At 53.8% G+C, this 26,042-nt stretch carries 23 protein-coding genes; 19 read left to right on the top strand and 4 right to left on the bottom strand.

What is annotated here, in order from left to right; all coding sequences use genetic code 11:
* Positions 1 to 43: 43 nt before the first annotated feature.
* The 4 genes from P2W74_RS21540 (at position 44) to P2W74_RS21525 (ending at position 2,863) form a co-directional block, all read left to right on the top strand.
* Positions 44 to 412 carry a diacylglycerol kinase gene (locus P2W74_RS21540; protein ID WP_276293166.1) on the top strand — a complete coding sequence of 123 codons (369 nt, stop codon included), beginning with the start codon at positions 44 to 46 and terminating at the stop codon, positions 410 to 412.
* Between the two features lie 109 nt (positions 413 to 521).
* Positions 522 to 1,130, top strand: coding sequence for a transcriptional repressor LexA (lexA, locus tag P2W74_RS21535; RefSeq protein WP_276293165.1), 609 nt, complete (start codon positions 522 to 524; stop codon positions 1,128 to 1,130).
* A 67-nt stretch (positions 1,131 to 1,197) separates the two neighbouring features.
* Positions 1,198 to 2,523, top strand: coding sequence for an MATE family efflux transporter DinF (dinF, locus tag P2W74_RS21530; RefSeq protein ID WP_276293164.1), 1,326 nt, complete (start codon positions 1,198 to 1,200; stop codon positions 2,521 to 2,523).
* A gap of 130 nt (positions 2,524 to 2,653) precedes the next feature.
* Entirely contained in the window at positions 2,654 to 2,863 is a 210-nt protein-coding gene (locus tag P2W74_RS21525; protein ID WP_192614421.1) for a CsbD family protein, read from the top strand.
* A gap of 66 nt (positions 2,864 to 2,929) precedes the next feature.
* On the opposite strand, the gene zur is transcribed toward P2W74_RS21525, so the two are convergent.
* Positions 2,930 to 3,445, bottom strand: coding sequence for a zinc uptake transcriptional repressor Zur (zur, locus tag P2W74_RS21520; protein WP_276293163.1), 516 nt, complete (start codon positions 3,443 to 3,445; stop codon positions 2,930 to 2,932).
* Positions 3,446 to 3,559: 114 nt separating this feature from the next.
* On the opposite strand from zur, the gene P2W74_RS21515 reads away from it, so the two are divergent.
* From P2W74_RS21515 to pspG, 3 genes are all read left to right on the top strand, one after another.
* Complete coding sequence (locus P2W74_RS21515) at positions 3,560 to 4,048, top strand: cupin domain-containing protein (protein WP_276293162.1); 489 nt, start codon at positions 3,560 to 3,562, stop codon at positions 4,046 to 4,048.
* A 151-nt stretch (positions 4,049 to 4,199) separates the two neighbouring features.
* The gene (gene dusA, locus P2W74_RS21510; protein WP_276293161.1) at positions 4,200 to 5,195 is read left to right on the top strand and encodes a tRNA dihydrouridine(20/20a) synthase DusA; all 996 of its coding nucleotides are present in this window, start codon (positions 4,200 to 4,202) and stop codon (positions 5,193 to 5,195) included.
* A 133-nt stretch (positions 5,196 to 5,328) separates the two neighbouring features.
* Complete coding sequence (pspG, locus tag P2W74_RS21505; RefSeq protein WP_162381757.1) at positions 5,329 to 5,571, top strand: envelope stress response protein PspG; 243 nt, start codon at positions 5,329 to 5,331, stop codon at positions 5,569 to 5,571.
* A 174-nt stretch (positions 5,572 to 5,745) separates the two neighbouring features.
* Here pspG and P2W74_RS21500 read toward each other — a convergent pair whose 3' ends face one another.
* Positions 5,746 to 6,729: a quinone oxidoreductase gene (locus tag P2W74_RS21500; protein ID WP_276293160.1), complete on the bottom strand. Its 984-nt coding sequence runs from the start codon at positions 6,727 to 6,729 to the stop codon at positions 5,746 to 5,748.
* 81 nt (positions 6,730 to 6,810) lie between these two features.
* Here P2W74_RS21500 and dnaB point away from each other — a divergent pair, with 81 nt between their 5' ends.
* The 12 genes from dnaB to P2W74_RS21440 all read left to right on the top strand — a co-directional run bounded on the left by dnaB (position 6,811) and on the right by P2W74_RS21440 (position 22,738).
* Positions 6,811 to 8,226, top strand: a complete 1,416-nt coding sequence (gene dnaB, locus P2W74_RS21495) for a replicative DNA helicase (protein WP_276293159.1) — start codon at positions 6,811 to 6,813, stop codon at positions 8,224 to 8,226.
* 145 nt (positions 8,227 to 8,371) lie between these two features.
* Complete coding sequence (gene alr / locus P2W74_RS21490) at positions 8,372 to 9,451, top strand: alanine racemase (protein WP_276293158.1); 1,080 nt, start codon at positions 8,372 to 8,374, stop codon at positions 9,449 to 9,451.
* A 22-nt stretch (positions 9,452 to 9,473) separates the two neighbouring features.
* Positions 9,474 to 10,031: a nicotinamide riboside transporter PnuC gene (gene pnuC, locus P2W74_RS21485; RefSeq protein ID WP_276293157.1), complete on the top strand. Its 558-nt coding sequence runs from the start codon at positions 9,474 to 9,476 to the stop codon at positions 10,029 to 10,031.
* Entirely contained in the window at positions 10,028 to 11,038 is a 1,011-nt protein-coding gene (locus P2W74_RS21480) for an AAA family ATPase (protein WP_276295250.1), read from the top strand. The genes pnuC and P2W74_RS21480 overlap by 4 nt, the downstream gene beginning before the upstream one ends.
* A 75-nt stretch (positions 11,039 to 11,113) precedes the next feature.
* A complete protein-coding gene (tyrB, locus tag P2W74_RS21475) occupies positions 11,114 to 12,307 on the top strand; it encodes an aromatic amino acid transaminase (RefSeq protein WP_276293156.1) in 1,194 nt (397 codons plus the stop codon).
* Between the two features lie 200 nt (positions 12,308 to 12,507).
* Positions 12,508 to 15,252, top strand: a complete 2,745-nt coding sequence (locus P2W74_RS21470; RefSeq protein WP_276293155.1) for a 2-oxoglutarate dehydrogenase E1 component — start codon at positions 12,508 to 12,510, stop codon at positions 15,250 to 15,252.
* Positions 15,253 to 15,275: 23 nt separating this feature from the next.
* Positions 15,276 to 16,433: a 2-oxoglutarate dehydrogenase complex dihydrolipoyllysine-residue succinyltransferase gene (gene odhB / locus P2W74_RS21465; RefSeq protein WP_276293154.1), complete on the top strand. Its 1,158-nt coding sequence runs from the start codon at positions 15,276 to 15,278 to the stop codon at positions 16,431 to 16,433.
* An 11-nt stretch (positions 16,434 to 16,444) separates the two neighbouring features.
* A complete protein-coding gene (lpdA, locus tag P2W74_RS21460) occupies positions 16,445 to 17,863 on the top strand; it encodes a dihydrolipoyl dehydrogenase (RefSeq protein WP_276293153.1) in 1,419 nt (472 codons plus the stop codon).
* Between the two features lie 24 nt (positions 17,864 to 17,887).
* Complete coding sequence (sucC, locus tag P2W74_RS21455) at positions 17,888 to 19,057, top strand: ADP-forming succinate--CoA ligase subunit beta (protein WP_276293152.1); 1,170 nt, start codon at positions 17,888 to 17,890, stop codon at positions 19,055 to 19,057.
* A gap of 12 nt (positions 19,058 to 19,069) precedes the next feature.
* Positions 19,070 to 19,942, top strand: coding sequence for a succinate--CoA ligase subunit alpha (gene sucD, locus P2W74_RS21450; protein WP_276293151.1), 873 nt, complete (start codon positions 19,070 to 19,072; stop codon positions 19,940 to 19,942).
* Between the two features lie 211 nt (positions 19,943 to 20,153).
* Positions 20,154 to 21,653, top strand: a complete 1,500-nt coding sequence (locus P2W74_RS21445) for a DASS family sodium-coupled anion symporter (RefSeq protein ID WP_203359286.1) — start codon at positions 20,154 to 20,156, stop codon at positions 21,651 to 21,653.
* 11 nt (positions 21,654 to 21,664) lie between these two features.
* The gene (locus P2W74_RS21440; protein WP_276293150.1) at positions 21,665 to 22,738 is read left to right on the top strand and encodes an Ldh family oxidoreductase; all 1,074 of its coding nucleotides are present in this window, start codon (positions 21,665 to 21,667) and stop codon (positions 22,736 to 22,738) included.
* On the opposite strand, the gene P2W74_RS21435 is transcribed toward P2W74_RS21440, so the two are convergent.
* Entirely contained in the window at positions 22,727 to 24,085 is a 1,359-nt protein-coding gene (locus P2W74_RS21435) for a sigma-54-dependent transcriptional regulator (protein ID WP_276293149.1), read from the bottom strand. The two genes, P2W74_RS21440 and P2W74_RS21435, sit on opposite strands and share 12 nt — an antisense overlap.
* A complete protein-coding gene (locus P2W74_RS21430) occupies positions 24,075 to 25,823 on the bottom strand; it encodes an ATP-binding protein (RefSeq protein WP_412767248.1) in 1,749 nt (582 codons plus the stop codon). Before P2W74_RS21430 ends, P2W74_RS21435 begins: the two co-directional genes overlap by 11 nt.
* Positions 25,824 to 26,042: the final 219 nt, after the last annotated feature.

Below are 26,042 nucleotides of genomic sequence, written 5' to 3'. Positions count from 1 at the left end.
GATATAATGTCATTGACGCTGATAATGCAAAAAGGTTCTTTTGATGGCCAATAATACCACTGGACTTACCCGAATTATTAAAGCTGCTGGTTATTCCTGGAAAGGTTTTCGTGCTGCATGGATTAATGAAGCAGCATTTCGTCAGGAAAGTGTTGCTGTACTGCTGGGGGTAGCGATTGCCTGCTGGCTGGATGTGGATGCCATCACGCGTGTTTTGTTGATTGGTTCTGTCATGTTGGTGATGATAGTGGAAATCCTCAACAGCGCGATTGAGGCAGTGGTTGACCGCATTGGCTCTGAATACCATGAGCTTTCCGGGCGGGCGAAGGATATGGGGTCGGCGGCAGTATTGCTGTCGATCTTTGTCGCGATGATCACCTGGGGAATCCTGCTGTGGTCGCATTTTCGATAAGGGTTCCATAATCCGATAAATCTCTTGTTTTTTGTGCTGTTTGTGGTTCCAAAATCGCCTTTAACTGTATATACTCACAGCATAACTGTATATACACCCAGGGGGCGGAATGAAAGCGTTAACGGCCAGGCAGCAAGAGGTGTTCGATCTCATTCGGGATCACATCAGCCAGACAGGCATGCCACCGACGCGTGCGGAGATCGCGCAGCGTTTGGGGTTCCGTTCCCCAAATGCGGCTGAAGAACACCTGAAAGCGCTGGCACGTAAAGGCGTCCTTGAGATTGTCTCCGGTGCTTCTCGCGGTATCCGTCTGCTGGTGGAAGAAGAAGAGGGGCTGCCTTTAGTGGGCCGCGTGGCGGCAGGGGAACCCCTTCTGGCACAGCAGCATATTGAAGGCCACTATCAAGTCGACCCGTCGCTGTTTAAACCTAATGCCGATTTCCTGCTGCGCGTCAGCGGTATGTCGATGAAAGATATTGGGATTATGGACGGCGATTTGCTGGCGGTACACAAAACCCAGGACGTGCGTAACGGCCAGGTGGTCGTGGCGCGTATTGACGATGAAGTCACCGTAAAACGCCTGAAAAAACAGGGCAATAAAATCGAGCTTCTGCCAGAGAACAGTGAATTCAAACCGATCGTGGTTGACCTGCGCGAGCAAAACTTCACGATTGAAGGGCTGGCGGTCGGTGTCATCCGCAACGGTGAGTGGTTGTAATATTGTTTTGATACAGTGGCGCATCTCGCGCCACTGTTTGTTTTAACTCCTGCTCAGGCTTTCCTGCATGCCTTTCTTTACCTCTTCCGACAAAGCGCTCTGGCGTCTCGCGTTACCGATGATCTTCTCCAATATCACCGTTCCCTTGCTGGGACTGGTGGATACTGCGGTCATTGGGCATCTGGACAGCCCTGTGTATCTGGGCGGCGTTGCCGTGGGCGCAACGGCAACCAGTTTTCTCTTTATGCTGTTGCTCTTCTTACGCATGAGCACCACCGGGCTGACGGCTCAGGCGTTTGGCGCCAAAAACCCCCAGGCACTGGCGCGCGCGCTGGTGCAGCCACTGATTCTGGCGCTGGGAGCGGGGGCCTTAATCGCGTTGTTCCGTACGCCAGTAATCGATCTTGCATTGCATATCGTCGGTGGAAATGAAGCGGTGCTGGTACAGGCGCGACGTTTTCTGGAGATCCGCTGGCTGAGCGCCCCGGCATCGCTGGCGAACCTGGTTCTGCTTGGCTGGTTGTTGGGCGTTCAGTATGCCCGTGCGCCGGTGATCCTGCTGGTTGTCGGCAACATCCTCAATATTGTGCTCGATCTGTGGCTGGTGATGGGCTTGCATATGAACGTGCAGGGCGCAGCACTGGCGACGGTGATCGCAGAATATGCCACGTTGCTGCTTGGCCTGATGATGGTGCGCAAGGTTCTTCCTCTGCGCGGCGTGTCGTCCATGATGCTGAAACACGCCTGGCGGGGGAATTTCCGCCGCTTGCTGGCGCTTAACCGGGACATCATGCTGCGCTCGTTGCTGTTGCAACTGTGCTTCGGTGCGATCACGGTTCTGGGCGCGCGGCTGGGCAGCGACATCATTGCGGTGAACGCTGTTCTGATGACCCTGCTGACCTTTACCGCCTATGCCCTTGATGGATTTGCTTATGCTGTCGAAGCGCATTCCGGGCAGGCGTATGGCGCGCGTGACGGCAGCCAGTTGCTGGATGTCTGGCGTGCTGCATGTCGGCAGTCAGGGATTGTGGCGCTGCTCTTTGCCCTCGTTTATGCCCTGGCGGGCGAGCACATCATCGCGCTGCTGACGTCGTTGCCGCAAATTCAACTTTTGGCCGATCGCTACCTTATCTGGCAGGTGGTGTTGCCGTTAATCGGTGTCTGGTGTTATTTGCTGGATGGCATGTTTATCGGGGCGACGCGTGCGGCGGAAATGCGCAACAGTATGGCCGTTGCGGCGCTGGGATTTGCCCTCACGCTGTGTGCGTTGCCCTGGCTCGGCAATCATGGACTGTGGCTGGCGTTAGCCGTTTTTCTGGCGCTTCGTGGACTCTCGTTGGCCTGGATCTGGCGACGTCACTGGCGGCATGGAACCTGGTTTGCCCGAGCGTGATGGTTAAAAGTTCCGAATATCAAAATGAACATGGGATCACTGACTACAATTAATCTCACGTCCAGCAGAAAACGTAGTGTATTTGGGCGAAGCAATATCGCTAATCACCACTAATCATGAGGACTCGATGATGAATAAAGACGAAGTCAGCGGTAACTGGAAACAGTTCAAAGGGAAAGTGAAAGAGCAATGGGGCAAGCTGACCGATGATGATATGACGGTCATTGAAGGTAAGCGCGACCAGTTGGTCGGTAAGGTCCAGGAACGTTACGGTTACGCCAGAGACAAGGCGGAAAAGGAAGTGAGCGACTGGGAAACGCGTAATAAATACCGCTGGTAATCAGCCGCGGTGACCCGAAAGTACAAGGATGTACAGTCCATTGGGCGGTTTTGCCGCCCAACCTGCTTAACGCGGTTTTTTCTTCACCAGAATCGAATGATCGTGCTGGCACTCATCAGGATGGCGACACGCTTCAACTTCAACGCACGCCGGGCATAACCCGTGCGCTTCAATCACGTTATGACGCAGGGCAAAGCCCATTTTTGCCGCCAGCGTATGCATAATATCTTCCACGCCCTCGGTGCTTTCTTCTTTCACCACGCCGCACCGGTCACAAATGAACATGGCTGAACTATGGGTCGGCTGATCGAACAGATGGCAGAGCACATAGCTATTGGTGGATTCGACCTTGTGAACAAAGCCCTGCTCGAGCAAAAAATCGAGCGCACGGTACACCGTAGGCGGCTTGGCCTGCGGTTCAGTTTCACGTAGCAGGTCCAACAGATCATAGGCGCTGATGGCCCCTTGTTGCAGGCTCATCAAACGCAACACTTCGAGGCGCTGAGGAGTGAGTCGCACATTGCGCTGCGCACAGAGTTTCTCAGCTTGCGCCAATAGGTCTTGTGTTGTGATCTTTTCCATTTGGCACCCCGGAGTACGTGAAACGTTAATCCCTTACTTTATCATGTTCTTCTTAAAACACCGAGATCCCCCGCGGTGTGCTATACCTGACGCATTGCACACTGGAAAACCAAAATGAAAAGACCTGATTGCATTCGTCACTGGCGCGACGCAGAAGGCGCCGATGACTCTACCTATCCTGATAGCGATGAGCTATTTTCCATCGGGGCACCGCTGGCGCGAACGCTCGGATTGCGTCGGCTTGGCATTCACCATGAACGCCTCCCGCCGGGTCGTCGTACCTCATATCCGCATGCGGAAAGCGACGAAGAAGAGTTCATCTATGTGCTGGAAGGCTATCCCGAAGTCTGGATAAACGGCTATCTGTGGAAATTAGAACCCGGAGACAGCGTCGGTTTTCCGGCGGGAACAGGGGTGTGCCACACCTTTATCAATAACACCAGTGCAGAGGTTTGCCTGCTTGTTGTCGGGGAGGCGAATAAAAAACACAATCGCATCTACTACCCGCTTAATCCGGTGTATGCCGCCACACGAGAAGATCGCTGGGTTGACCATCCGCCGCAGTTTTTTGGCTCGCACGACGGAAAACCAGGGCGAAAATAGTGCTGTTCCTTGTCGTTGACCATCGGGCAGGGACGGTCTGCGCCGTCGGCCCGGCTCACACGCAATGCAGCCATCTGCGTGTGGTCTTGCCTCTCTGGTTTTGCTTTATGCTATAGTAGCGCCCCTTTTTCAGAATGCTTAATTAATCGCCATGTCAGAAACTTCGTCCCCCGTTTTTCCTGCCCATCGTTTTTCTATCGCGCCGATGCTCGACTGGACGGACAGACATTGCCGCTATTTCCTGCGCTTGCTCTCCCGCCAGACGCTGCTCTATACCGAAATGGTCACGACTGGCGCGATCATTCATGGCAAGGGCGACTACCTGGCGTACAGCGAAGAAGAACATCCGATCGCGCTGCAACTGGGCGGTAGCGACCCTGCGGCGCTGGCGCAGTGTGCAAAGCTGGCACAAGAGCGCGGTTATGATGAGATCAATCTCAACGTGGGTTGCCCTTCTGACCGTGTACAAAACGGCATGTTCGGCGCCTGCCTGATGGGCAATGCGCAACTGGTGGCGGATTGCGTGAAGGCGATGCGTGATGTGGTGTCGATTCCGGTGACGGTCAAAACCCGAATCGGCATTGACGATCAGGACAGCTACGAATTTCTCTGCGATTTCATTAATACGGTTGCCGGTAAGGGCGAATGCGAGATGTTTATCATCCACGCACGCAAAGCCTGGCTCTCCGGGTTAAGCCCGAAAGAAAACCGGGAGATCCCGCCGCTGGATTACCCGCGTGTCTACCAATTGAAGCGTGATTTTCCGCATCTGACGATGTCGATCAACGGCGGCATTAAATCGCTGATTGATGCGAAAGCGCATCTGCAGCACATGGACGGCGTGATGGTCGGGCGCGAAGCCTATCAAAACCCCGGTATTCTGGCCTCTGTCGACCGTGAGATTTTCGGTGCGACGATGGGCGATGCCGATCCGGTTGCGGTGGTGCGTGCGATGTACCCGTATATTGAGCGCGAACTCAGTAACGGCACCTATCTGGGTCATATCACCCGCCATATGCTGGGTCTGTTCCAGGGCATTCCGGGCGCGCGTCAGTGGCGTCGCTACCTGAGTGAAAATGCCCATAAAGCCGGTGCCGATATCAACGTGCTGGAGCACGCGCTGAAGTTGGTGGCGGATAAGCGTTAATTTTTCACTAAAACCTGGTCAAATTCACCACGCCCTGCACAATGTTGCGGGGCGTTTTTCTTTAAAATCAATGTGTTATTTTTTGGCATGTTTCTTGTAATGGTCTGTGCAGATTTCATTAGGGGAGAGCATCATGCTGGAACTACTGTTTGTAATTGGATTTTTCATCATGTTGATGGCGACGGGGGTTTCCCTGTTGGGCGTTCTGGCCGCGTTGGTGGTGGCGACGGTGGTGATGTTTCTGGGGGGGCTGTTTGCACTGATGTTTAAACTGCTGCCCTGGCTGTTACTGGCCATTGCGGTGGTGTGGGCCATTAAGGCGATAAAAGCACCGAAAATCCCACAATATCAGCGCAATAACCGTTGGCGTTACTAAAGATGTGAGGGATGCGTCACAACCTGAAACTTTGCTCTTAGAACCCATTAGGAATTGATTATCAAACCTGTCACTATTGCGCGTCTAACGAATTCATCGAGCTGTACCCTACATACAGCCGAACAAAAAAAAGAAAGGGCTTCCCATGTGGAAGCCCAATTTCTTTCTACGCCATTAAGGGATTAGCAGGCTCGAACCCTGCGTCGTTCTGCTCTCCAGCGCCTGATGCGCGCGCTGTGCATCTTTCAACGCATACTTCTGATTTTCTGTTACATCGACCTTGATAACGCCGCTGGCAATCAGCGAGAACAGCTCATTACTGGCCTCGGTGAGTTCGTCACGATTGGTGATATACCCTTGCAGAGAAGGGCGGGTCGTATACAGCGAGCCTTTTTGGTTCAGAATACCTAAGTTGACGCCGGTGACCGGTCCTGACGCATTGCCAAAACTGACCATCAGGCCACGACGTTGCAGACAATCCAGCGAAGCTTCCCATGTATCTTTGCCAACTGAGTCGTAAACGACCTGCACTTTTTTGCCGCCGGTGATCTCTTTGACCCGATCGACGATATTTTCTTCACGGTAGTTGATCACCTGCCAGGCGCCCGCCTGCAAAGCCCGTTGCGCTTTTTGCGCGTTGCCAACCGTACCGATAAGTTTAGCGCCCAGCGCTTTCGCCCACTGACAGGCAATCAGCCCTACACCGCCCGCGGCGGCATGGAATAAAAAAGGCTCATCGGGTTTGATTTCATAGGTTTTGCGCAGCAGATAATAGACGGTTAAGCCTTTGAGGAAAGAGGCCGCCGCCTGCTCGAAAGAGATAGCGTTCGGTAAAATGGCGGCTTTATCGGCAGGGACATTGTGCACAGAACTGTAGGCCCCGAGCGCTGATTGGGCATAAACGACGCGGTCGCCAGCTTTGACATGTTTGACGTTGCTGCCAACTTTACTGACAATCCCCGCCGCTTCTGTGCCTAATCCACTGGGTAACGAGGGAGGCGGATACAGGCCACTGCGAATATAGGTATCAATGTAGTTAATGCCAATGGCTTTATTTTCGACCTGGATTTCGTTCTCCGCCGGGTCTGCGGGCATAAAGTCCACCACCTTTAGTACGTCAGGGCCACCATGCTTGTGAAATTCAATTCGTGTTGCCATGCTTCCTCCAGAACGTATCGTTAGGGTCTACTTATATGGTAATCTTTCGACCCACTCTTTATCTCGGTAACTCCATTCACTATGGCAGGAAACAAACCCTTCAACAAACAACAGACTGAAGCTCGTGACCGCGATCCGCAGGTTACCGGGCTGAAAGTGCCGCCGCACTCGATTGAAGCGGAGCAGTCGGTGTTGGGCGGTTTAATGCTGGATAACGAACGCTGGGATGATGTGGCTGAGCGCGTGGTGGCAGAAGACTTTTACACCCGCCCGCACCGTCACATTTTTACCGAAATGCACCGCTTGCAGGAGATGGGCAAGCCTATCGACCTGATCACCCTGGCGGAATCGCTGGAAGTACAGGGGCAACTGGACAGCGTCGGCGGTTTTGCGTATCTGGCGGAGTTATCCAAAAATACGCCAAGTGCGGCGAATATCAGCGCGTATGCCGATATTGTCCGCGAACGCGCCGTCGTTCGCGACATGATTTCTGTCGCCCATGAAATAGCGGATGCGGGTTTCGACCCGCAGGGTCGCTCAAGTGAAGATCTGCTCGATTTGGCGGAATCACGCGTCTTTAAAATCGCCGAAAGCCGCGCCAATAAAGACGAAGGCCCGAAAAACATCGCGGATGTGCTGGATGCCACCGTTGCGCGTATCGAACAGTTGTTCCAGCAGCCGCACGATGGTGTCACCGGTGTGAATACCGGGTATGACGATCTCAATAAAAAGACGGCGGGTTTGCAGCCGTCGGATCTGATCATCGTTGCGGCGCGTCCGTCGATGGGTAAAACGACATTTGCGATGAACCTCGTCGAAAATGCCGCGATGTTGCAGGATAAGCCGGTTCTGATCTTCTCTCTTGAGATGCCCTCAGAGCAGATTATGATGCGTTCTCTGGCGTCGCTTTCGCGCGTGGATCAAACCAAAATTCGTACCGGGCAACTGGACGATGAAGACTGGGCGCGGATCTCCGGCACCATGGGGATTTTGCTTGAAAAGCGCAATATTTATATTGATGACTCCTCTGGCCTGACGCCGACGGAAGTGCGCTCCCGCGCGCGGCGTATCGCCCGCGAACACGGCGGTATCGGGCTTATCATGATCGACTACCTTCAGCTGATGCGCGTGCCGTCGCTCTCCGACAACCGTACGCTGGAGATCGCCGAAATCTCCCGATCGCTCAAAGCGTTAGCGAAAGAACTTCATGTTCCGGTCGTGGCGCTGTCACAGCTTAACCGTTCACTGGAACAACGTGCCGATAAACGCCCGGTTAACTCCGATTTGCGTGAATCTGGCTCCATTGAGCAGGATGCGGATTTGATCATGTTTATCTACCGTGACGAGGTTTATCACGAGAACAGCGACTTAAAAGGCATCGCAGAAATTATTATTGGTAAACAACGTAACGGCCCCATTGGTACGGTACGTCTGACATTTAACGGTCAGTGGTCGCGTTTTGATAATTATGCGGGGCCGCAGTACGACGACGAATAAATCTCCGTCATTCTTCACGCCGCAGATGCGTTGACTGCGCTCGATCACCCCGGTCACTGAGTTATCTAAGTTCCCGGGGAGCCTCGGGCTTGTCGCCGTCCTGCAACGTGAACGATTTAGGCGATTCTTTTTATAAGGATTTGAAATGCAAGCGGCAACTGTTGTGATTAACCGCCGCGCTCTGCGACACAACCTGCAACGACTGCGTGAACTGGCACCTGCCAGCAAACTGGTTGCGGTCGTGAAAGCGAACGCTTACGGACACGGTCTGTTAGAGACCGCGCGGACGCTCCCCGACGCTGACGCCTTTGGCGTCGCGCGTCTCGAAGAAGCCCTGCGACTGCGTGCAGGTGGGATCACGCAACCCATCCTGTTACTCGAAGGCTTTTTTGATGCCGCCGATCTGCCGACCATCTCCGCGCAGCATCTGCATACCGCCGTGCACAATCAGGAACAGCTCGTCGCATTAGAGTCAGCAGTGCTGGATGAACCGGTGACCGTGTGGATGAAACTCGATACCGGTATGCACCGTCTGGGTGTCCTTCCCGAACAGGCCGAGGCATTTTATCAGCGCCTGACGCAGTGTAAAAACGTGCGCCAGCCGGTGAACATCGTCAGCCATTTCGCCCGCGCAGACGAACCAGAATGTGGCGCGACCGAGCAGCAGCTCGATATTTTTAACACCTTCTGTGAAGGTAAGCCGGGGCAGCGTTCCATTGCGGCCTCTGGCGGTATTCTGCTGTGGCCGCAGTCTCACTTTGACTGGGCGCGTCCGGGGATCATCCTCTATGGCGTTTCGCCGCTGGAAAACCAGTCCACGGGCGCTGATTTTGGTTGCCAGCCGGTGATGTCGCTGACCTCCAGCCTGATTGCCGTACGCGAGCATAAAGCGGGCGAGCCGGTCGGTTACGGCGGAACCTGGCGAAGTGAACGCGACACGCGTCTGGGCGTGGTGGCGATGGGGTACGGCGATGGCTACCCGCGAGCCGCACCTTCCGGAACACCAGTACTGGTAAACGGTCGCGAAGTCCCGATTGTGGGCCGCGTGGCGATGGATATGATCTGCGTTGACCTGGGGCCAGAGGCACAGGATAAAGCGGGCGATCCGGTCATCTTATGGGGTGACGGACTGCCGGTTGAACGCATCGCTGAAATGACAAAAGTAAGTGCTTACGAACTTATCACGCGCCTGACTTCAAGGGTGGCGATGAAGTACGTCGACTAACGAACCGTTCCAGGGAGGGACAATGTCACCGTCTGAAATCGCCGCTTGCCTGGCTTACGCTGTTTCCGTCGGTTTGGCGGCCAGAAATAGTGTGCATACGTGGTGGATTGGGATTATTGGCAGCGCGCTGTACGGCTGGGTATTTTGGTCAGTACAGCTGTACGCCGACGTCACGCTGCAACTCTTCTTCATTGCGACCAGTATCACTGGCTGGATACACTGGCTGAAAGGTCATCATGGCGATGTTCTGCCGATTCGCCGTACCCGCTCGGGACACTTTTTAATGCTGTTGGCCTGCGCCGTTCTGGTTGCGGGCGGTTACGGGTTTCTGCTGCATACGTTCACGAATGCGTGGGCCCCCTGGCTGGACTCGCTTATTCTCACCTTCAGCGTTCTGGCGCAATTTATGTTGATGGGGCGGCGTATAGAAAACTGGTACGTCTGGCTGGCGGTCAATACGCTGGCGGTGCCATTGTATGCGGCGCGTGGGCTTAACCTGACTGCAGGCTTATATCTGGTGTTCTGGTTCAATGCCTGGCATGGTCTGTATCAGTGGCGAAAGGCGATCCGGGCACAGTGAAACCTTTCTCCAGCGGACTGGTGGTCGGCAAATTCGCCCCATTACATTCGGGTCATGAGCGGCTCATTAACGCCGCGCTGGCGCAGTGTGACAAGGTCTTTATCATCAGCTACTCGGTACCTGAAATGCCGGGCTGCGAGCCGGAAAAACGTTTATGGTGGCTTCATCAGCGTTTTCCCCAATGCGAAGCGCTGGTGCTCTCGCCGGAGGTTGTCTCCCGCCAGGGGCTGGCTCCTGTTCCACATAATGATGCTGAGGCTGATGTTCATCGCCATTACGTTGCGACGCTCTGCCAGCAGGTTTTGTGTTGCCAGCCGCAGGCCGTCTTTACCGCAGAAGCGTATGGCGATGGGTTTGCCGCCGTGCTGAGTCAGCGTTTCGGGCAGCGGGTGACGCATGTTCGTCTGCAGCGCCCTGTGGGGCCTGATGCCCCATCCGGAACGTTGATCCGCTCTGATGTCCACCGTTACCGTACTCTGCTGGCGGCTGATGTTTATCGCAGCTTTGTTTTTCGTCTCTGCCTGCTGGGTGGGGAATCTACGGGCAAAAGTACGCTCTCAAAAGCGCTGGCGGCGGCGCTCAATACGGAGTTTATTGCAGAGTTTGGTCGTGAGTATTGGGAAGAAAAGCGCGGGTTGCTGGAATATGAGGACTTACTGCATATCGCCCGTGAACAGGTTCGCCGGGAGGAGCTGGCGCGTCCGAACCGATATCTTGTCTGCGATACCTCGCCGTTAACCACGCTGTTTTATACGCTTGATCAGTTCGGCGTTGCGCCACAGGAACTGCACGACCTGGCGGAACGGGCTTATTCATTGGTGATCCTTTGCGGGGATGAATTTCCGTTTGTGCAGGATGGCACTCGCCAGGGTGTGAATTTTCGGACACGGCAGCAGGCGTGGTATGAAGCTGAGTTGTCGCGCAGAGGGATCCCCTTTTTACGTGTGTACGGCTCGCTGTCGGAACGTATCGCACAGATCCGCCAGCATCTGGCAATGTTCGCCTAAACATCCTCTCGATCTTCTCTCACTTCCGGTCTATTGTGTCTTCACCCCCTGCCTGTAAACCTGGAGAACCTTCACGTGTTTCAAAAAGTTGACGCCTACGCAGGCGACCCGATTCTTTCGCTCATGGAGCGCTTCAAAGAAGATGCGCGCCGCGACAAAGTGAACCTCAGCATCGGTCTGTACTACAACGAGGAAGGGATTATCCCGCAACTGAAGGCGGTAGCCGAAGCGGAAGCCCGTCTCAATGCCCAGCCGCATGGCGCTTCGCTGTATCTGCCGATGGAAGGTCTGAACACCTACCGCCACACCATTGCGCCGCTGTTGTTTGGCGCTGACCATCCTGTGCTTGCGCAGCAGCGTGTCGCGACCATTCAGACGCTGGGAGGGTCAGGTGCGCTGAAAGTGGGCGCTGATTTCCTGAAACGTTATTTTCCGGACTCCGCCGTGTGGGTCAGCGATCCGACGTGGGAAAACCACATTGCGATTTTTGAAGGCGCTGGGTTCGAAGTAAGTACTTACCCCTGGTATGACAAGGCGACCAACGGTGTTCGCTTCAACGACCTGCTGGCGACCCTTGATACCTTACCGGCGCGTAGCATTGTATTGCTGCATCCATGCTGTCATAACCCAACCGGCGCAGATTTAACGCACGCGCAGTGGGACGCGGTCATTGAGATACTGAAAGCCCGCGATCTGATCCCGTTCCTCGACATCGCCTACCAGGGCTTTGGCGCGGGCATGGACGATGATGCGTACGCTATTCGCGCGATCGCCAGCGCCGGGCTGCCCGCGCTGGTCAGTAACTCCTTCTCGAAGATTTTCTCTCTGTATGGCGAGCGTGTCGGCGGTCTTTCCGTGGTGTGTGAAGATGCTGACGCTGCCACTCGCGTGCTGGGTCAACTCAAAGCCACGGTACGTCGCAATTACTCCAGCCCGCCGAATTTTGGTGCGCAGGTGGTTGCTGCCGTATTGGGTGATGAGGCGCTGAAAGCCAGCTGGTTAGCGGAAGTGGAAGCGATGCGAACCCGCATTCTGGCGATGCGCCAGGAGCTGGTGAAAGTCCTGAGTACCGAAATCCCGGGGCGTAACTTTGACTATCTGCTGCAACAGCGCGGTATGTTCAGCTATACCGGCCTCAGCGCGCATCAGGTGGATCGCCTGCGTGATGAGTTTGGCGTCTACCTGATCGCCAGCGGACGCATGTGCGTTGCCGGTCTTAATTCCGATAACGTTCAGCGTGTCGCGAAGGCGTTTGCCGCAGTAATGTAATCTCCTGCCTGTGAGGCTGGCGTCTGGCCAGCCTCTTTTTCTTCCGGTGTTTCTAACTCCAGCCACCCCTCGCATGACTGTTCCTGTTTCCACTCACTTTCTCACTCCCCTTTATTGTTAATGCATTGATTAATCATGTTTTTCTATGTTGGTACGAATACTGCAATACAACAGCAGTCTACGACCCTCAGGAGAACAACATGGAGAACATGACCTCACCCGGAACGCTGCTCAATGGAGACAATGCGACCTGGCTTGAAGAGTATTACCAGACCTGGTTGCACTCACCCGAACAGCTCCCGGAAGACTGGCGGCGTTTTTTTATTTCTCAGGAATTGTCTTCCACTGAAACCTGTTCAGCGGTAATGGCGTCTGGCCCGGCATTAAAAAAACAGGCTGCGGTAACGCAGTTGATTCATGCCTGGCGACATTTCGGACACCTCAGAGCGAAGCTGGATCCGCTGTCATTGGTGGAACTCCCCGACGTGCCGCAACTGACGCCCGCATTTTGGGGCTTAGCGGAGGACGATTTACGCCAGGAATTTAACGTCACCTTTGGCGAACACAGCACCCAGATGCCGCTTAAGCAGATTATCTCCATGCAGGAACAGGCATGGGCGGGAAGCCGCGCATATGAGCTGGCGCATTTGGATAACCGTGACGAAATCACCTGGTTGTTGGCGCGAATTGAGCGCAGTAATGCGCCGCAGGCGGATGCGCAAACCTGTCTGGAGCGATTCGAAAACCTGGTGGCCGCAGAAACGCTGGAACGCTATCTGCATACCCGTTACGTCGGTCAAAAACGCTTTTCGCTGGAAGGCGGGGAAAGCGCGATCCCGGCGCTGAATACGCTGGCGAAACGCGTACGTGAGCAGGGCGTCGATGAGCTGGTCATCGGTATGGCGCATCGCGGGCGTCTGAACGTACTGATCAATTTACTGGGTAAAGATCCGGCGCAACTGTTTGCGGAATTCGAAGGAAAACAGACAATTGGCACCGGTTCTGGCGATGTGAAATACCATATGGGGTATTCCACCAATATGCAGACGCCGGCGGGGTTGCTGCACATTGCGCTGGCCTATAACCCGTCGCACCTGGAAATTGTTAACCCGGTGGTGCTTGGGCAGGTACGGGCGCGGCAGAATCGGCGTGGCGAAAATGGCCAGGCTTGCGTCTTGGGCGTATTGATTCATGGCGATTCCGCACTCGGCGGGCTTGGCGTAAACCAGACCACCTTTAACCTGTCGCAAACCACAGGCTACGGTACCGGCGGTACCGTTCATCTGGTTGTCAACAATCAGGTCGGATTTACCACCGCCCGTTTACAGGACATGCGTTCTTCACGCTACTGCACGGATATCGCCAAAATGGTGGCGGCACCGGTGATCCACGTTAACAGCGATGATGTCGACGCCGTTTGTCAGGCGATTGAGCTGGCCTGCGACTGGCGAAATACCTTTCACCGCGACATTGTCATCGATCTGGTCTGTTTCCGTAAGCACGGTCATAACGAAAGTGATGAACCTCGTCTGACGCAACCGCAGATGTACCAGGCGGTAGACAGTCATCCGGGAACGCGAACCCGCTACGGTGAGATGCTTTCCCGCCGTGGTGTTCTGACACCCGCCCAGCAGGATGAAAAAGTCAGTGCCTATCGCGACTGGCTGGATGCCTGCCAGAAACGCGATCCGCTGCCGGTGCCGGATGCCACACATCCGTTCAGCGCTAACTGGGATGGCTTAAGCAACCCGCAGTGGAGCGCGCAGCCGGAAACTGCCCTGTCGGGTGAAGAACTGGCCCGTTACGGCGACCTCCTCACCACACTTCCACACGACGTGGTCGCCCATCCCACCATCAAGCGTCAGCTTGCCTTGCGCAAAGAGATGACGGCGGGCACCCAACCGGTGGACTGGGGGATGGCGGAAACGCTGGCTTACGCCTCGCTGGTCGATCAAGGCATCGGCGTGCGGTTGTCCGGCGAAGATTCTGGACGCGGCACGTTCAGCCATCGGCATGCCGTGGTGCATCACCAGACGCATGCGAGTCGCTATCTGCCGTTACAGCATATCCGCGAGGGGCAGGCGTCTTTCGAGGTTTTTGACTCCGTATTGAACGAAGAAGCGCTGCTGGCCTGGGAATACGGTTACTCCACCTCTGCACCGCAGCAACTGGTGATTTGGGAAGCGCAGTTTGGCGATTTCGCCAATGGCGCACAGGTCGCCATCGACCAGTTTATCTGCTCTGGCGAAACCAAATGGGGGCGCTACAGCGGGTTAACCATTCTGTTGCCACATGGCTACGACGGACAGGGGCCGGAGCACTCTTCGGGTCGTCCTGAACGCTGGCTACAACTCTGTGCAGAACAAAACATGCATGTGGTGATGCCGGGGGATTCAGCGCAAATGTTCCATCTGCTGCGCGGGCAAGCGTTACGCCCAATGCGCAAACCGCTGGTGGTATTTATGAGTAAGCGCTTACTTCGATTCAAAGGTGCGATGAGCGAGATTTCCGCGTTGAGTTCAGGGAGTTTCAGCCCGGTCATTACCGACACCTTCCCGCGCTCCCCGGCGCAGGTTAAGCAGGTCATTCTGTGCAGTGGTCAGGTCTATTACGACGCTCTGGAAGCCCGCAAACAGCGCGGTCTTGATGAGTGCGTGGCGATTGTGCGCGTGGAGCAACTCTATCCGTTCCCGACCGACGAGCTTAACGCCGCGCTGGCGCAATGGCCGCAGTGTTCACGCTGGGTCTGGCTACAGGAAGAACCGGAGAATCAGGGCGCGTGGCGGCAAATTCACCATGAACTGACGGCGTTGACGCTGGATAAACCGTTCTGGCACTACTCGGGACGCCCGGCCGCTGCTGCACCGGCAACGGGCTATGGCCGCGTTCATAAACAACAAATTGACGATTTTCTTGCGGATGCGTTCGCGCACATCCAGCCATAAAAAAATAACAAGGAAAATATCTGATGATTGAAATTACTGTCCCTCAATTACCGGAGTCTGTAACGGAAGGCACGTTGACGACGTGGTGTAAAAAAGAAGGCGATTTCGTTCGCCGTGACGAAGTCGTCGCGGAGCTGGAAACCGACAAAGTGATCCTCGAAATTCCTGCGCCGCAGGATGGCGTATTGGCGCGCATTTTGGTCGAGGAAGGCAATGAGGTGGCGTCCTCTCAACTGTTGGCTTATCTGGAGCCGCAGGCCGCCGCTGCCGAAGCGGTCATCGCAGAGGTCGAACCGACCGCCATGCCGGCTGCGCGTCTTGAAGCCCAGCGCAGCAATGTGGATCTTGCACAGGTTGCCGGGAGCGGACGTCAGGGTCGCATCCTGAAAGAAGATGTGCTGCAACATGCTCAGCCTGCCGCTCCAGCGCCAGCGCCGACGATGACACCAGCTACCCCGCGTCCTGTCGCCCCCGCCGGTTCTCGCGAGGAACGTCGCGAGCCCATGTCACGTTTGCGCGCACGTATCGCCGAACGTCTGCTGGCCTCGCAACGGGATAACGCCATTCTGACCACGTTCAACGAAGTGAATATGCAGAACGTGATGGATTTGCGCGCCCGCTGGAAAGACCGCTTTGCCGAAAAACACGGCGTGAAGCTGGGCTTTATGTCGTTCTTCGTGAAAGCCGTCACCCGCGCGCTTGAGCGTTTTCCAATCGTCAATGCCAGCGTTGTGGGCAATGACATTGTCTGGCGCGACTACTGCGATATCGGGATTGCGGTCAGCAGCAACCGTGGGCTGGTGGTACCTGTGTTGCGCAATGCGCAAACCCTTTCTCTTGTCGATATCGAACGGCAAATCGCCGATTACGCCGCGCTGGCACGTGCAGGAAAACTGCCGCTGGAAGCGTTGCAGGGCGGCTCGTTCTCCATCACCAACGGCGGCACGTTTGGCTCCATGATGTCCACGCCGATTATCAACCCGCCGCAGTCAGCCATTCTCGGTATGCACGCCATTACCCCGCGTCCGGTTGCCGAAAACGGTCAGGTCGTAATTCGCCCGATGATGTACCTCGCCCTCAGCTATGACCATCGCATTATCGATGGACAAGAAGCGGTACAAACGCTGGTGGCGATCCGTGAACTGCTGGAAGCGCCAGAACAACTGTTGCTGGATCTGTAAGGAGAAGAGTGATGAGTGCATTTTTTGACGTCGCGGTCATCGGCGGCGGCCCCGGTGGGTATGTGGCGGCGCTGCGGGCGGCGCAGCGCGGGCTGAATGTTGTGTGTATTGATGATGGGGTCAACGCGCAAGGCGAACCGTCGCCGGGTGGCACCTGCCTGAACGTTGGCTGCATCCCGTCAAAATCGCTGCTGCAATCGTCCGAACTGTTTGCCCAGATCCAGCATGAAGCGGCAGTTCACGGCGTTAAGGTCAAGGAGGTGTCGTTTGACGTTCCTTCGATGATCCAGCGTAAAGACGCCATCGTGCGTCGCCTGACACAGGGGATTCGCCTGCTGTTTGAAAAAAATAAGGTGACGCATATTTCTGGTCAGGCAACGCTGCGGGAACAGCATGAGGGGCTCTGGCAGGTGCAGGTCAACGAGCAGACGGTGAGCGCCAAAAATGTGGTGATTGCGACCGGCTCACAGCCGCGCCAGCTTGCGGACGTGGCGACGGACAACACGCACATTCTGGATAATCGCGGCGCGCTGTCATTAACCGAATGCCCGGCGCGTCTGGGGGTGATTGGCGCGGGGGTGATCGGCCTGGAGCTTGGTTCTGTCTGGAATCGCGTGGGCGCACAGGTCACGCTGCTGGAAATGGCGGAAACCTTCCTGCCCGCCCTGGAGCCGAGAATGGCGAACGAAGTGCGTAAAGCGATGGTTGCCAGCGGTCTGGAGATGCAGTTCGGGGTCAGCATTGATGCGGTCGAACGCCAGGGTGACGAGGTCGTTATTCGCTGGCAGCAGGGCGGAAACGTACAGGAAACGCGCGTCGACAAGCTGATTGTCGCCATTGGCCGTGAGCCACGTTTGTCCGGGATTGATCTGGCGGCGCTGGGGCTGGCATCGAATGGGCGCGGCGGTATTGAGGTTGATGCGCTGTGCCGCACGGGAAAACCCGGTCTGTGGGCGATTGGCGATGTCGTACGTGGGCCGATGCTGGCGCATAAAGCGATGGAAGAGGGCCTGAACGTGGCCGATCAAATCGCGGGACTGCCCGTCGAGCCGGTCAATTTCTCGCTGATCCCTTCTGTGATTTACACCCAGCCGGAAGTGGCGTGGGTGGGTGAAAGCGAATCGACGCTGAAAGCCTCCGGTACCGACTTCACCAAAGGTCATTCACTGTTTGCGGGCAACGGTCGCGCGCTGGCGCTGGGGCAGGATGGCGGGCGCTGTACGCTCTATGCCGACAAACGCACCGATCGTGTACTGGGCGGGGCGATTATCGGCCCGCAGGCTTCTGAACTGATTAACGAAATTGGGTTGGCGATGACGTTTAGCGCCTCGGGCGAAGATATCGCCTGCGCGGTACATGCGCATCCCACGTTGAGTGAAGTCATACACGAAGCGGCAATGGCGCTGAATAAACAGGCGCTCCACGGATAACGTTCAATACCACCGAGAGACATTATGAATTTACATGAGTATCAGGCCAAATCCTTACTGGCCGGCATGGGAATGCCATGCCCGAAAGAAGTTGCGATTCAACATATTACGGAGTTACCTGAAGCGTGGAGCCGCATCGCCAGCGAAAGCAAAGGCGCCGTGCTGAAAGCGCAGGTGCATGCCGGAGGACGCGGCAAAGCGGGCGGCGTGAAGGTGCTGACGCAGTTCCAGCAGGCTGAAGCCTTTGCTGAGCAAATGCTCGGCTCGCAGCTGGTCACCTATCAGACCGGACCCGAAGGCCAGTATGTCAGCAGCATCCTGGTGTGTGAAAACATCTATCCGGTACGCCAGGAACTCTACTTTGGCATGGTGGTGGATCGTGAAAGTCAGTGTGTGACGTTTATTGTCAGCGCGGAAGGTGGGGTCGAGATTGAAAAAGTCGCTCATGAGACGCCTGAGAAAATCGGCAGCGTCAGCGTGGATCCGCTGACGGGCATTCAACCCTGCCATATTCGGGAGATGTTCACGGTTTTGAACCTTGAAAATTCGCTGTTCCCGGCGTTCAGTCGTTTAGCGAATCAGGCATGGAAGGCCTTTAACGAACTGGATTTCGCCCTGCTGGAAATTAACCCGCTGGTGCTGCGTGAAGACGGTGGATTTATGTGTGCTGACGCGAAAGTGTCGTTAGATGACAACGCACTGTATCGCCACCCGGAATTGCAGGCGATGCGTGATGAAACGCAGGAAGATCCTCGCGAAAGCCAGGCGGCAAAACTCGATCTCAACTACGTCTCGCTGGACGGCAATATCGGCTGCATGGTCAATGGCGCTGGGCTTGCGATGGCGACCATGGACATCATTAAACTCTATGGCGAGCAACCGGCTAACTTCCTCGATGTGGGCGGCGGTGCGACACAGGAACGCGTGAGCGAAGCGTTCAGGCTGATTGTCTCTGACGACAAAGTACAGGCCATTCTGGTCAACATTTTCGGTGGGATTGTGCGCTGCGACATGATCGCCCGCGCCATCATTCACTCCCTGCGGGAAACGGAAATTACCTTACCGGTCGTTGTACGTCTGTCTGGCAATAATGCGGCCGAAGGGCAACGTTTGCTGGCGGAAAGCGGCCTCGCGGTGGAAGCCGTTGGCTCTCTGGATGATGCCGCTAAGCGCATTATCGCATTACTGAATTAACTGGAGGTTAGCGTGAGCGTTTTGATTGATAAGCATACCCGGGTTCTGGTGCAGGGCATTACCGGTAAAAATGGGACGTTTCATACCGAGCAGGCGATTGCGTATGGCACAAACATCGTCGGCGGCATCACGCCAGGGAAAGGCGGGCAACTGCACCTGGATCGCCCTGTTTTCAATTCGATGAAAGAGGCGATGAAACAGACAGAAGCGGATGCCAGCGTGATTTATGTGCCTGCGCCGTTTGTGCTGGATTCGGTTGTTGAGGCCGTTGAGGCTGGCGTGAAATTGATTGTGGTGATCACCGAAGGCGTTCCCACGCTGGATATGGTGAAAGTACGCCGCCTGCTGGATTGTCATCCGGATGTCCGTTTAATCGGCCCGAACTGCCCGGGCATTATTACGCCAGGGGCGTGTAAGATCGGTATTATGCCGGGCGATATTCATCGTCCAGGACGCATAGGCATTATTTCCCGTTCAGGGACATTGACCTATGAAGCCGTTGCGCAGACCACGGCGCTGGGATTAGGCCAGTCGACCTGTATCGGTATTGGTGGTGATCCGGTTCCCGGAACGAACTTTATTGATGCGCTACGTTTATTTGCTGATGATCCGCAAACTAATGCGGTCATTATGATTGGCGAAATTGGTGGGAATGCAGAAGAACGCGCCGCAGAGTTTATTCGTCACGAAATGAACAAACCGGTCATTGGCTATATTGCGGGCGTTACAGCGCCGAAAGGAAAACGTATGGGACACGCCGGCGCCATTATTTCTGGCGGTAGCGGCAGCGCCGAAGATAAATTCCGTGCCTTTGATCAAGCAGGTATGGCTTGGACACGAAACCCGGCATTAATCGGCGAGACATTGTGGAATGCCATTAAGTAATTAACGGTAATGTAACAGGGGGCGATAAGCCCCCTTTTTTATGTGTGCGGTTTTATATTCACCTTTTTTTACCTGTGCGGAAATTCACGCATTTTATTGATGATGGCTTTTATTAAAATCGTTATATAACAGAATGTTAGTGTGTTTTTAAAAGATGGCATAACACCTGCATTAGAGAAACAGGTCTTTTATCATTTACATTGAGGTGATTATGTCATCAGTCCCTAATAATGTTGCGCAAAAGCGTAGCATCATCCCTAACCCCGGTTTATTGCTCGCCATTATTGCCGGTCTTATTATTATGTTCCTGCCGCTAGGCGACTCATTACCGGTCGCCGGGCAACATATGATTGCGATTTTAGTTTTTGCGATCATTGTCTGGATAAGCGAAGCGATGGATTATACCGCCAGCGCAATTGTGATTTCGGCGTTGATTATTTTCATGGTTGGCTTTGCGCCGGATATGAACCATCCGGACACTATTCTGGGAACAGAGAAAGCCCTGAAAATGACGCTTTCAGGGTTTTCTAACTCTGCGCTCGCCCTGGTCGCTGCGGCGATGTTTATTGCGGCGGCAATGACAATAACCGGTCTGGATAAGCGGATCGCGTTATTTACCATGTCAAAAATAGGCGCCAGTAGCCGGAGCATTATTATTGGCGCGATTGTCGTGACCATCGTATTAAGCCTGGTGGTTCCCAGCGCCACGGCCCGTACTGCCTGTGTAGTGCCGATTATGATGGGGGTCATTGCGGCATTTAAGGTCGATAAACACTCCCGCCTTGCGGCATCCATGATGATCGTTATCGCTCAGGCGACCAGTATCTGGAACGTGGGGATCCAGACTTCCGCCGCGCAGAACCTGCTTTCTATTGGATTTATCAATAAAACCTTTGGTGCTGGCCATTCGATCAGCTGGCTCGACTGGCTGTTAGCGGGCGCCCCCTGGAGCCTGGCGATGTCAGTGATCCTCTACTTCCTGGCCCGAAAACTGCTGCCGCCGGAAACGGAAGCGGTAGAAGGAGGCAGCGATGCGATTAAAAAAGCGCTGGTGGAATTGGGGCCAACGACAGGCAAAGAAAAACGCCTGATTGCTATCTCGTTGTTGTTGCTGGTGTTCTGGTCGACTGGCGGAAAGCTGCACAGTATCGACACGACCTCCGTGACGCTGGCAGGGCTGGCAGTCATGCTGATGCCGGGCATTGGTGTGATGCAGTGGAAAGAAGTTGAGAAGCGCGTGCAGTGGGGGACGTTGCTGATGTTTGGTATCGGGATCAGCCTCGGTTCTACGCTGCTTGATACTCAGGCGGCATCCTGGATGGCGAATTACGTCGTGCAAGGTTTTGGTCTGGATGCGTTACCTCCGCTGGCGATCTTCGCCATTCTCGCCGCGTTCCTGATTGTCATCCACCTTGGATTCGCCAGCGCCACCGCGTTAACTGCCGCGCTGCTGCCGATTCTGATCAGCCTGTTGAGCAGTCTGCCGCCGGAGTTGGGTGTTAACCCGATCGGTATGACCATTCTGTTGGCCTTTAGCGTCAGTTTTGGTTTTATTTTGCCGATTAATGCGCCGCAAAACATGGTGTGTCTGGGGACCGATACCTTCTCGCCGCGCCAGTTCACCCGCGTGGGGATTTGGCTCTCGGTGATTGGCTATTTGCTACTGCTGTTTTTTGCCGCCACCTGGTGGAAATTTCTGGGTCTGATGTAAGGAGATACGCCATGTCACTGCAAATTGCACTGGAAAAAGTCCGTTGGTTAACGGCGGGATTACTGGAGTTGAACGGCTGCGATGCGGATATCGCCCAGGATGTCGCTGAACACATGATTGAGGCCGAACGTTATGGTTTTCCCAGCCACGGCGTCACACTATTGCCCAAATATCTTGAGAACATCGCCAGAGGCGACGTAACACCCAATGCCCGACCGGAAGCGCTGGTCAGCGAAGGCCATCTGCTGCGTTACCATGCCCATAATGGTTTTGGCCAGCATGCGGCAAAAGTGGCGATGAATGCAGCCATTGAGCGAGCAAAAGAGCATGGTTTTTGCCTGCTCACCTTGTGCCACGCGCACCATTTAGGGCGTATGGGACACTTCGGTCAGATGGCGAGCGATAAAGGGCTGGCGATGCTGGCGATGAGCAATGTTACCGGAAGACCGGCGCTGGTCGCTCCCTGGGGGGGAGCGCAGGCCCGCATGACGACCAATCCGTTCTGTTTTGCCTGGCCGTTTAACGATGGCAGGCCGCCGATGCTGGTTGATTTTGCGACCAGCAGTATGGCGTTGAACAAAGCGCGGGTGATGTCTGTCGAGGGTAAGCAGGCAGCGCCGGGGCAGGTGATTGATGCGCAAGGCAATCCCAGCACCGATCCGGGGGTGCTGTTTACCTCGCCATCGGGTGCGCTGTTGCCGTTTGGCGAACATAAAGGCTTTGGTCTGGCGTTGATGATTGAAATGATGGCGGGGATCTTGTCCGGTGGGGATACGATCGCAGAAGATCATCAGGCCGATGGATCCGCGCATAACCATCTCTTCGCATTGGTCATTGATCCCGCAAAATTCAGCGATCAGGCGGAGGCGAAAGGACAGTTTTTTGCCGACTACCTGCTGGCAACCCGGCCGCAGCCGGGGGGCCGGCCGGTCATTTATCCAGGAATGCCGGAGGCCGAAACACGGGAACGCAATAGCAAAACGATCGCGATCCCGGCAGAGTTCTGGTCATGGGTCGTGGAACACTACGCCCGCAAAGGCATTGATTTGGGTCTGCATCCCCAGACACCTGCGCTAGCTGGTTGAATCCAGCCGGTAGAGCTGGGGCTGGATCTGGTGCTTATTCAGTTTGTCATATAACGTCTTGCGCGGCAGTTGCAGTAGCCGCGCAGTCAAACTGACCTGACCTTCTGTTTGTCGCAGCATATCCTCAATGAGTTTTTTCTCAAACGCATCAATACAGGCGGTCAGACCACGTTCTTCTTGCTGGGTCATCGGCACTGACTGGTGCTGGGCCAGGAGTCCTAATACAAAGCGCTCGGCATTGTGTTTAAGTTCCCGCACATTGCCTGGCCAACTTTGTGATTGCAGCCAGGCAAGCAGCATGGGCGAAATATCGGGCAGGGGGCGATTGTATTTTTGCGCGGCCTGACTGGCGAACCAGTAAAAAAGCTCCGGAATATCTTCCCGGCGCTGGCGCAGAGGGGGAATACTCAGACTCACCACATTCAGACGGTAATAAAGGTCGGCGCGGAAATGATTTTCTTCACTCTGGCGCAGCAGATCTTCTTTCGTCGCGGCAATAACGCGGCAGTTCACCGGAATTAACTGGTTGGCGCCGAGTCGCTCAATCGTTCTTTCCTGCAATACACGTAAAAGTTTCACCTGCATACCAGGCGGCATGCCTTCAATTTCATCCAGAAAGAGTGTGCCACCGTTAGCGTGTTCTATTTTTCCAATCCGTTTTTTCAGCGCGCCGGTAAAAGCGCCGGGCTCATGACCGAAAATTTCACTCTCAAAAAGGGTTTCAGGTAATCCTGCACAGTTTAATGCGACAAACTGACCTTTATGGCGGGTGCTCCAGTGGTGCAACATGCGGGCGACAACTTCTTTGCCGCAGCCTGTTTCGCCGTAAATAAGCACGTCGGCATCCGTATCAGCGACATTCATGATCATTTTCCGCAGCTGCTGCATTTGCGGACTACGGCCTATCAGAATCGGACCATTTTCTTGTTGCAGGCGGGTGAGTAATTGCTTGTTCTCTAATACCAGTCGGCGTTTTTCCACCGCCTTTGCAATAATGTTGAGCAATTTATCGGAGCTACAGGGTTTTTCGATAAAATCGCAGGCGCCATTACGCATGGCTTCAACGGCCATTTCAACATCGCCATGGCCGGTGATTAAAATGACGGGAATTTTGGCATCGATTTCAATAATACGACTTAATAATTCTAAACCGGATATGCCGGGAAGCCTGACGTCCGTGAGTACAATAATATTCGTTTGACTCTCAATGACGGGTAAACTCTGCTCAGCATTAGAACAAGATATCACTCGATAACCTGCGAGGGTCAGCGTTTGCTCACAGGCAAAGCGCACATCATCGCTGTCTTCAATATAAATAATGGTAATCTCGCTTGCATTATTTACCATTGTCTTCTCTCCATTCTGGCCATGATAAAGTAACCATCGCACCACCTTCCGGATGATTACTGGCGTGGATTGTTCCATTTGAGTTTCTGACTATTTCGCTGACAATAGCGAGACCGAGCCCAATACCTCGACGTTTAGTGGTGAAAAACGCTTCAAATATTCGCTCAATAATTTGGGGTGAAAATCCGCAGCCATTATCTTTCAGTGTGATGATAACTTTATGATCTTCCTTATAAATTGATATATCCAGACGTTTACGTTGCTGATCCTCCATTGCGTCCAGCGCATTGGTTATCAAATTACTAAAGATCTGCTCAAGACCCAATTCATCACAACCGACGAAGAGGGGGCTGGACGGTGCTTTAATCCGGCGTTCAAGATTATTTTTTTCCATGCTGTGATTCAGCAGCGCGACCGCGCTGTACATCACTTTAATTACATCCGCAGAACCTTTTGGCACCCGATGGCGGGAGGCGAAGGTTTTTAGCTCCGACATTAACTGGGTCATTCGTTCGACAACGGAAATGATGTATTTGAGATTCTGGTCTGTCTGTGAATACATCTTTTTCGCCAGCATCGTGCGGGCGTTGTCCGTCAGGGCATGGATCGCGGCCAGCGGTTGGTTTTGCTCATGGGCGATTTCTGTTGCCATCTGGCCTAAGGCGGCAAGCTTGTTGGATTCGGCCAGTTCGCTGCGCGTTAGCTGAATAATGTGCTCTGCCTGGCTGCGTTCTTTCATCTCCTGAAGCAGTTTTTGGTTCATGGACTCAAGGGCATAAGTACGTTCTTTAACCTGCATCTCAAGCGTTTCGTTTGCCTGTGTTAATAACTGTTGAGCATGCGAGCGCATGCGCCAGTATTTGATGATAACCAGTACCAGTAAATACAAAATGAGGGTGATGGTCAGTGAAATTACCCATGTCCAGTAGAAATTATCTAATGGCACAATGATCGTCATTTTCCAGTTAAACTCTGGAATGGAAATTTGCTGAGTATAAAAACGCGGTAATAAACAAAATTGATTTGCTTTTTCTTTTAAAAAAAGAAAATTATTAAATGTAAAACATGGGTAATAATCGGCAGGTAAAAGGTTATTTAAACTGTATTGTCGTGTTAATTGTAATTTTTCTTTTATTTGAGACGGTAATGGTTCTAAGGTTCTCATTCGCCATTGTGACTTTGAACTTAAAAATATAATGCTGTGTTCATCACTCACGATAATGTTTTCAGGACCTTCTGCCCATACGTTTTCAATGTCATTAAGGCTGATTTTAACGACCACGACGCCAACGATTTTTCCCTCATGCTTGATACCGGTAGACAGGAAGAATCCCGGGGTGTTCGTGGTGCTGCCGATACCATAGAATCTGCCGTTCAGTCCCATCATCGCTTGTTTATAGTAGGGACGATAGCTATAGTCCTGACCCACATAGCTTCCGGGTTCTTTCCAGTTACTGGAAGCAATTGTTTTTCCTTGCGCATCAAGAATAAATATCGCAGCTGTTTTTAATTGTGTGTTGAAAAATTCAACATGCTTATTCAGTTTCTCGGAAACATTATCGCCCGGTTGCTCCATAGATTGTTTTATTACATTATCCATCGATAGCATATAAGGCAAAATATAGTATTGATCTATCGTTGAATATAATGTTGACTTGTACATCTCTAAACGCATTTTATCAGTGCCGACTAATGTCATAAAACGCATATGCAAAAATAATATAGAGATAGTCAGCATTAATAGCAGGAGAAAAATACTTGTGATGTGAAAGCGCCACCTATTTTTTATAATAAAAGAGCATGGTGTTCTCATTCAGTATCCATGGATGTGTAATGATAAATGCGACGAGTATATTCCTTACGCAGTGATGATGAGAAATGAAATAGTACCATTGTGTGAGTAAGTGAGCAGAATACATCAGGTCTTGTGTGGTTTATCACACAGGTTGTTATATCG

It is taken from the genome of Citrobacter enshiensis, from assembly GCF_029338175.1.
Taxonomy (GTDB): domain Bacteria; phylum Pseudomonadota; class Gammaproteobacteria; order Enterobacterales; family Enterobacteriaceae; genus Citrobacter_D; species Citrobacter_D enshiensis.
Note: the sequence above shows the minus strand (reverse complement) of the source record. Positions and strands in the feature narration are given on the sequence as shown.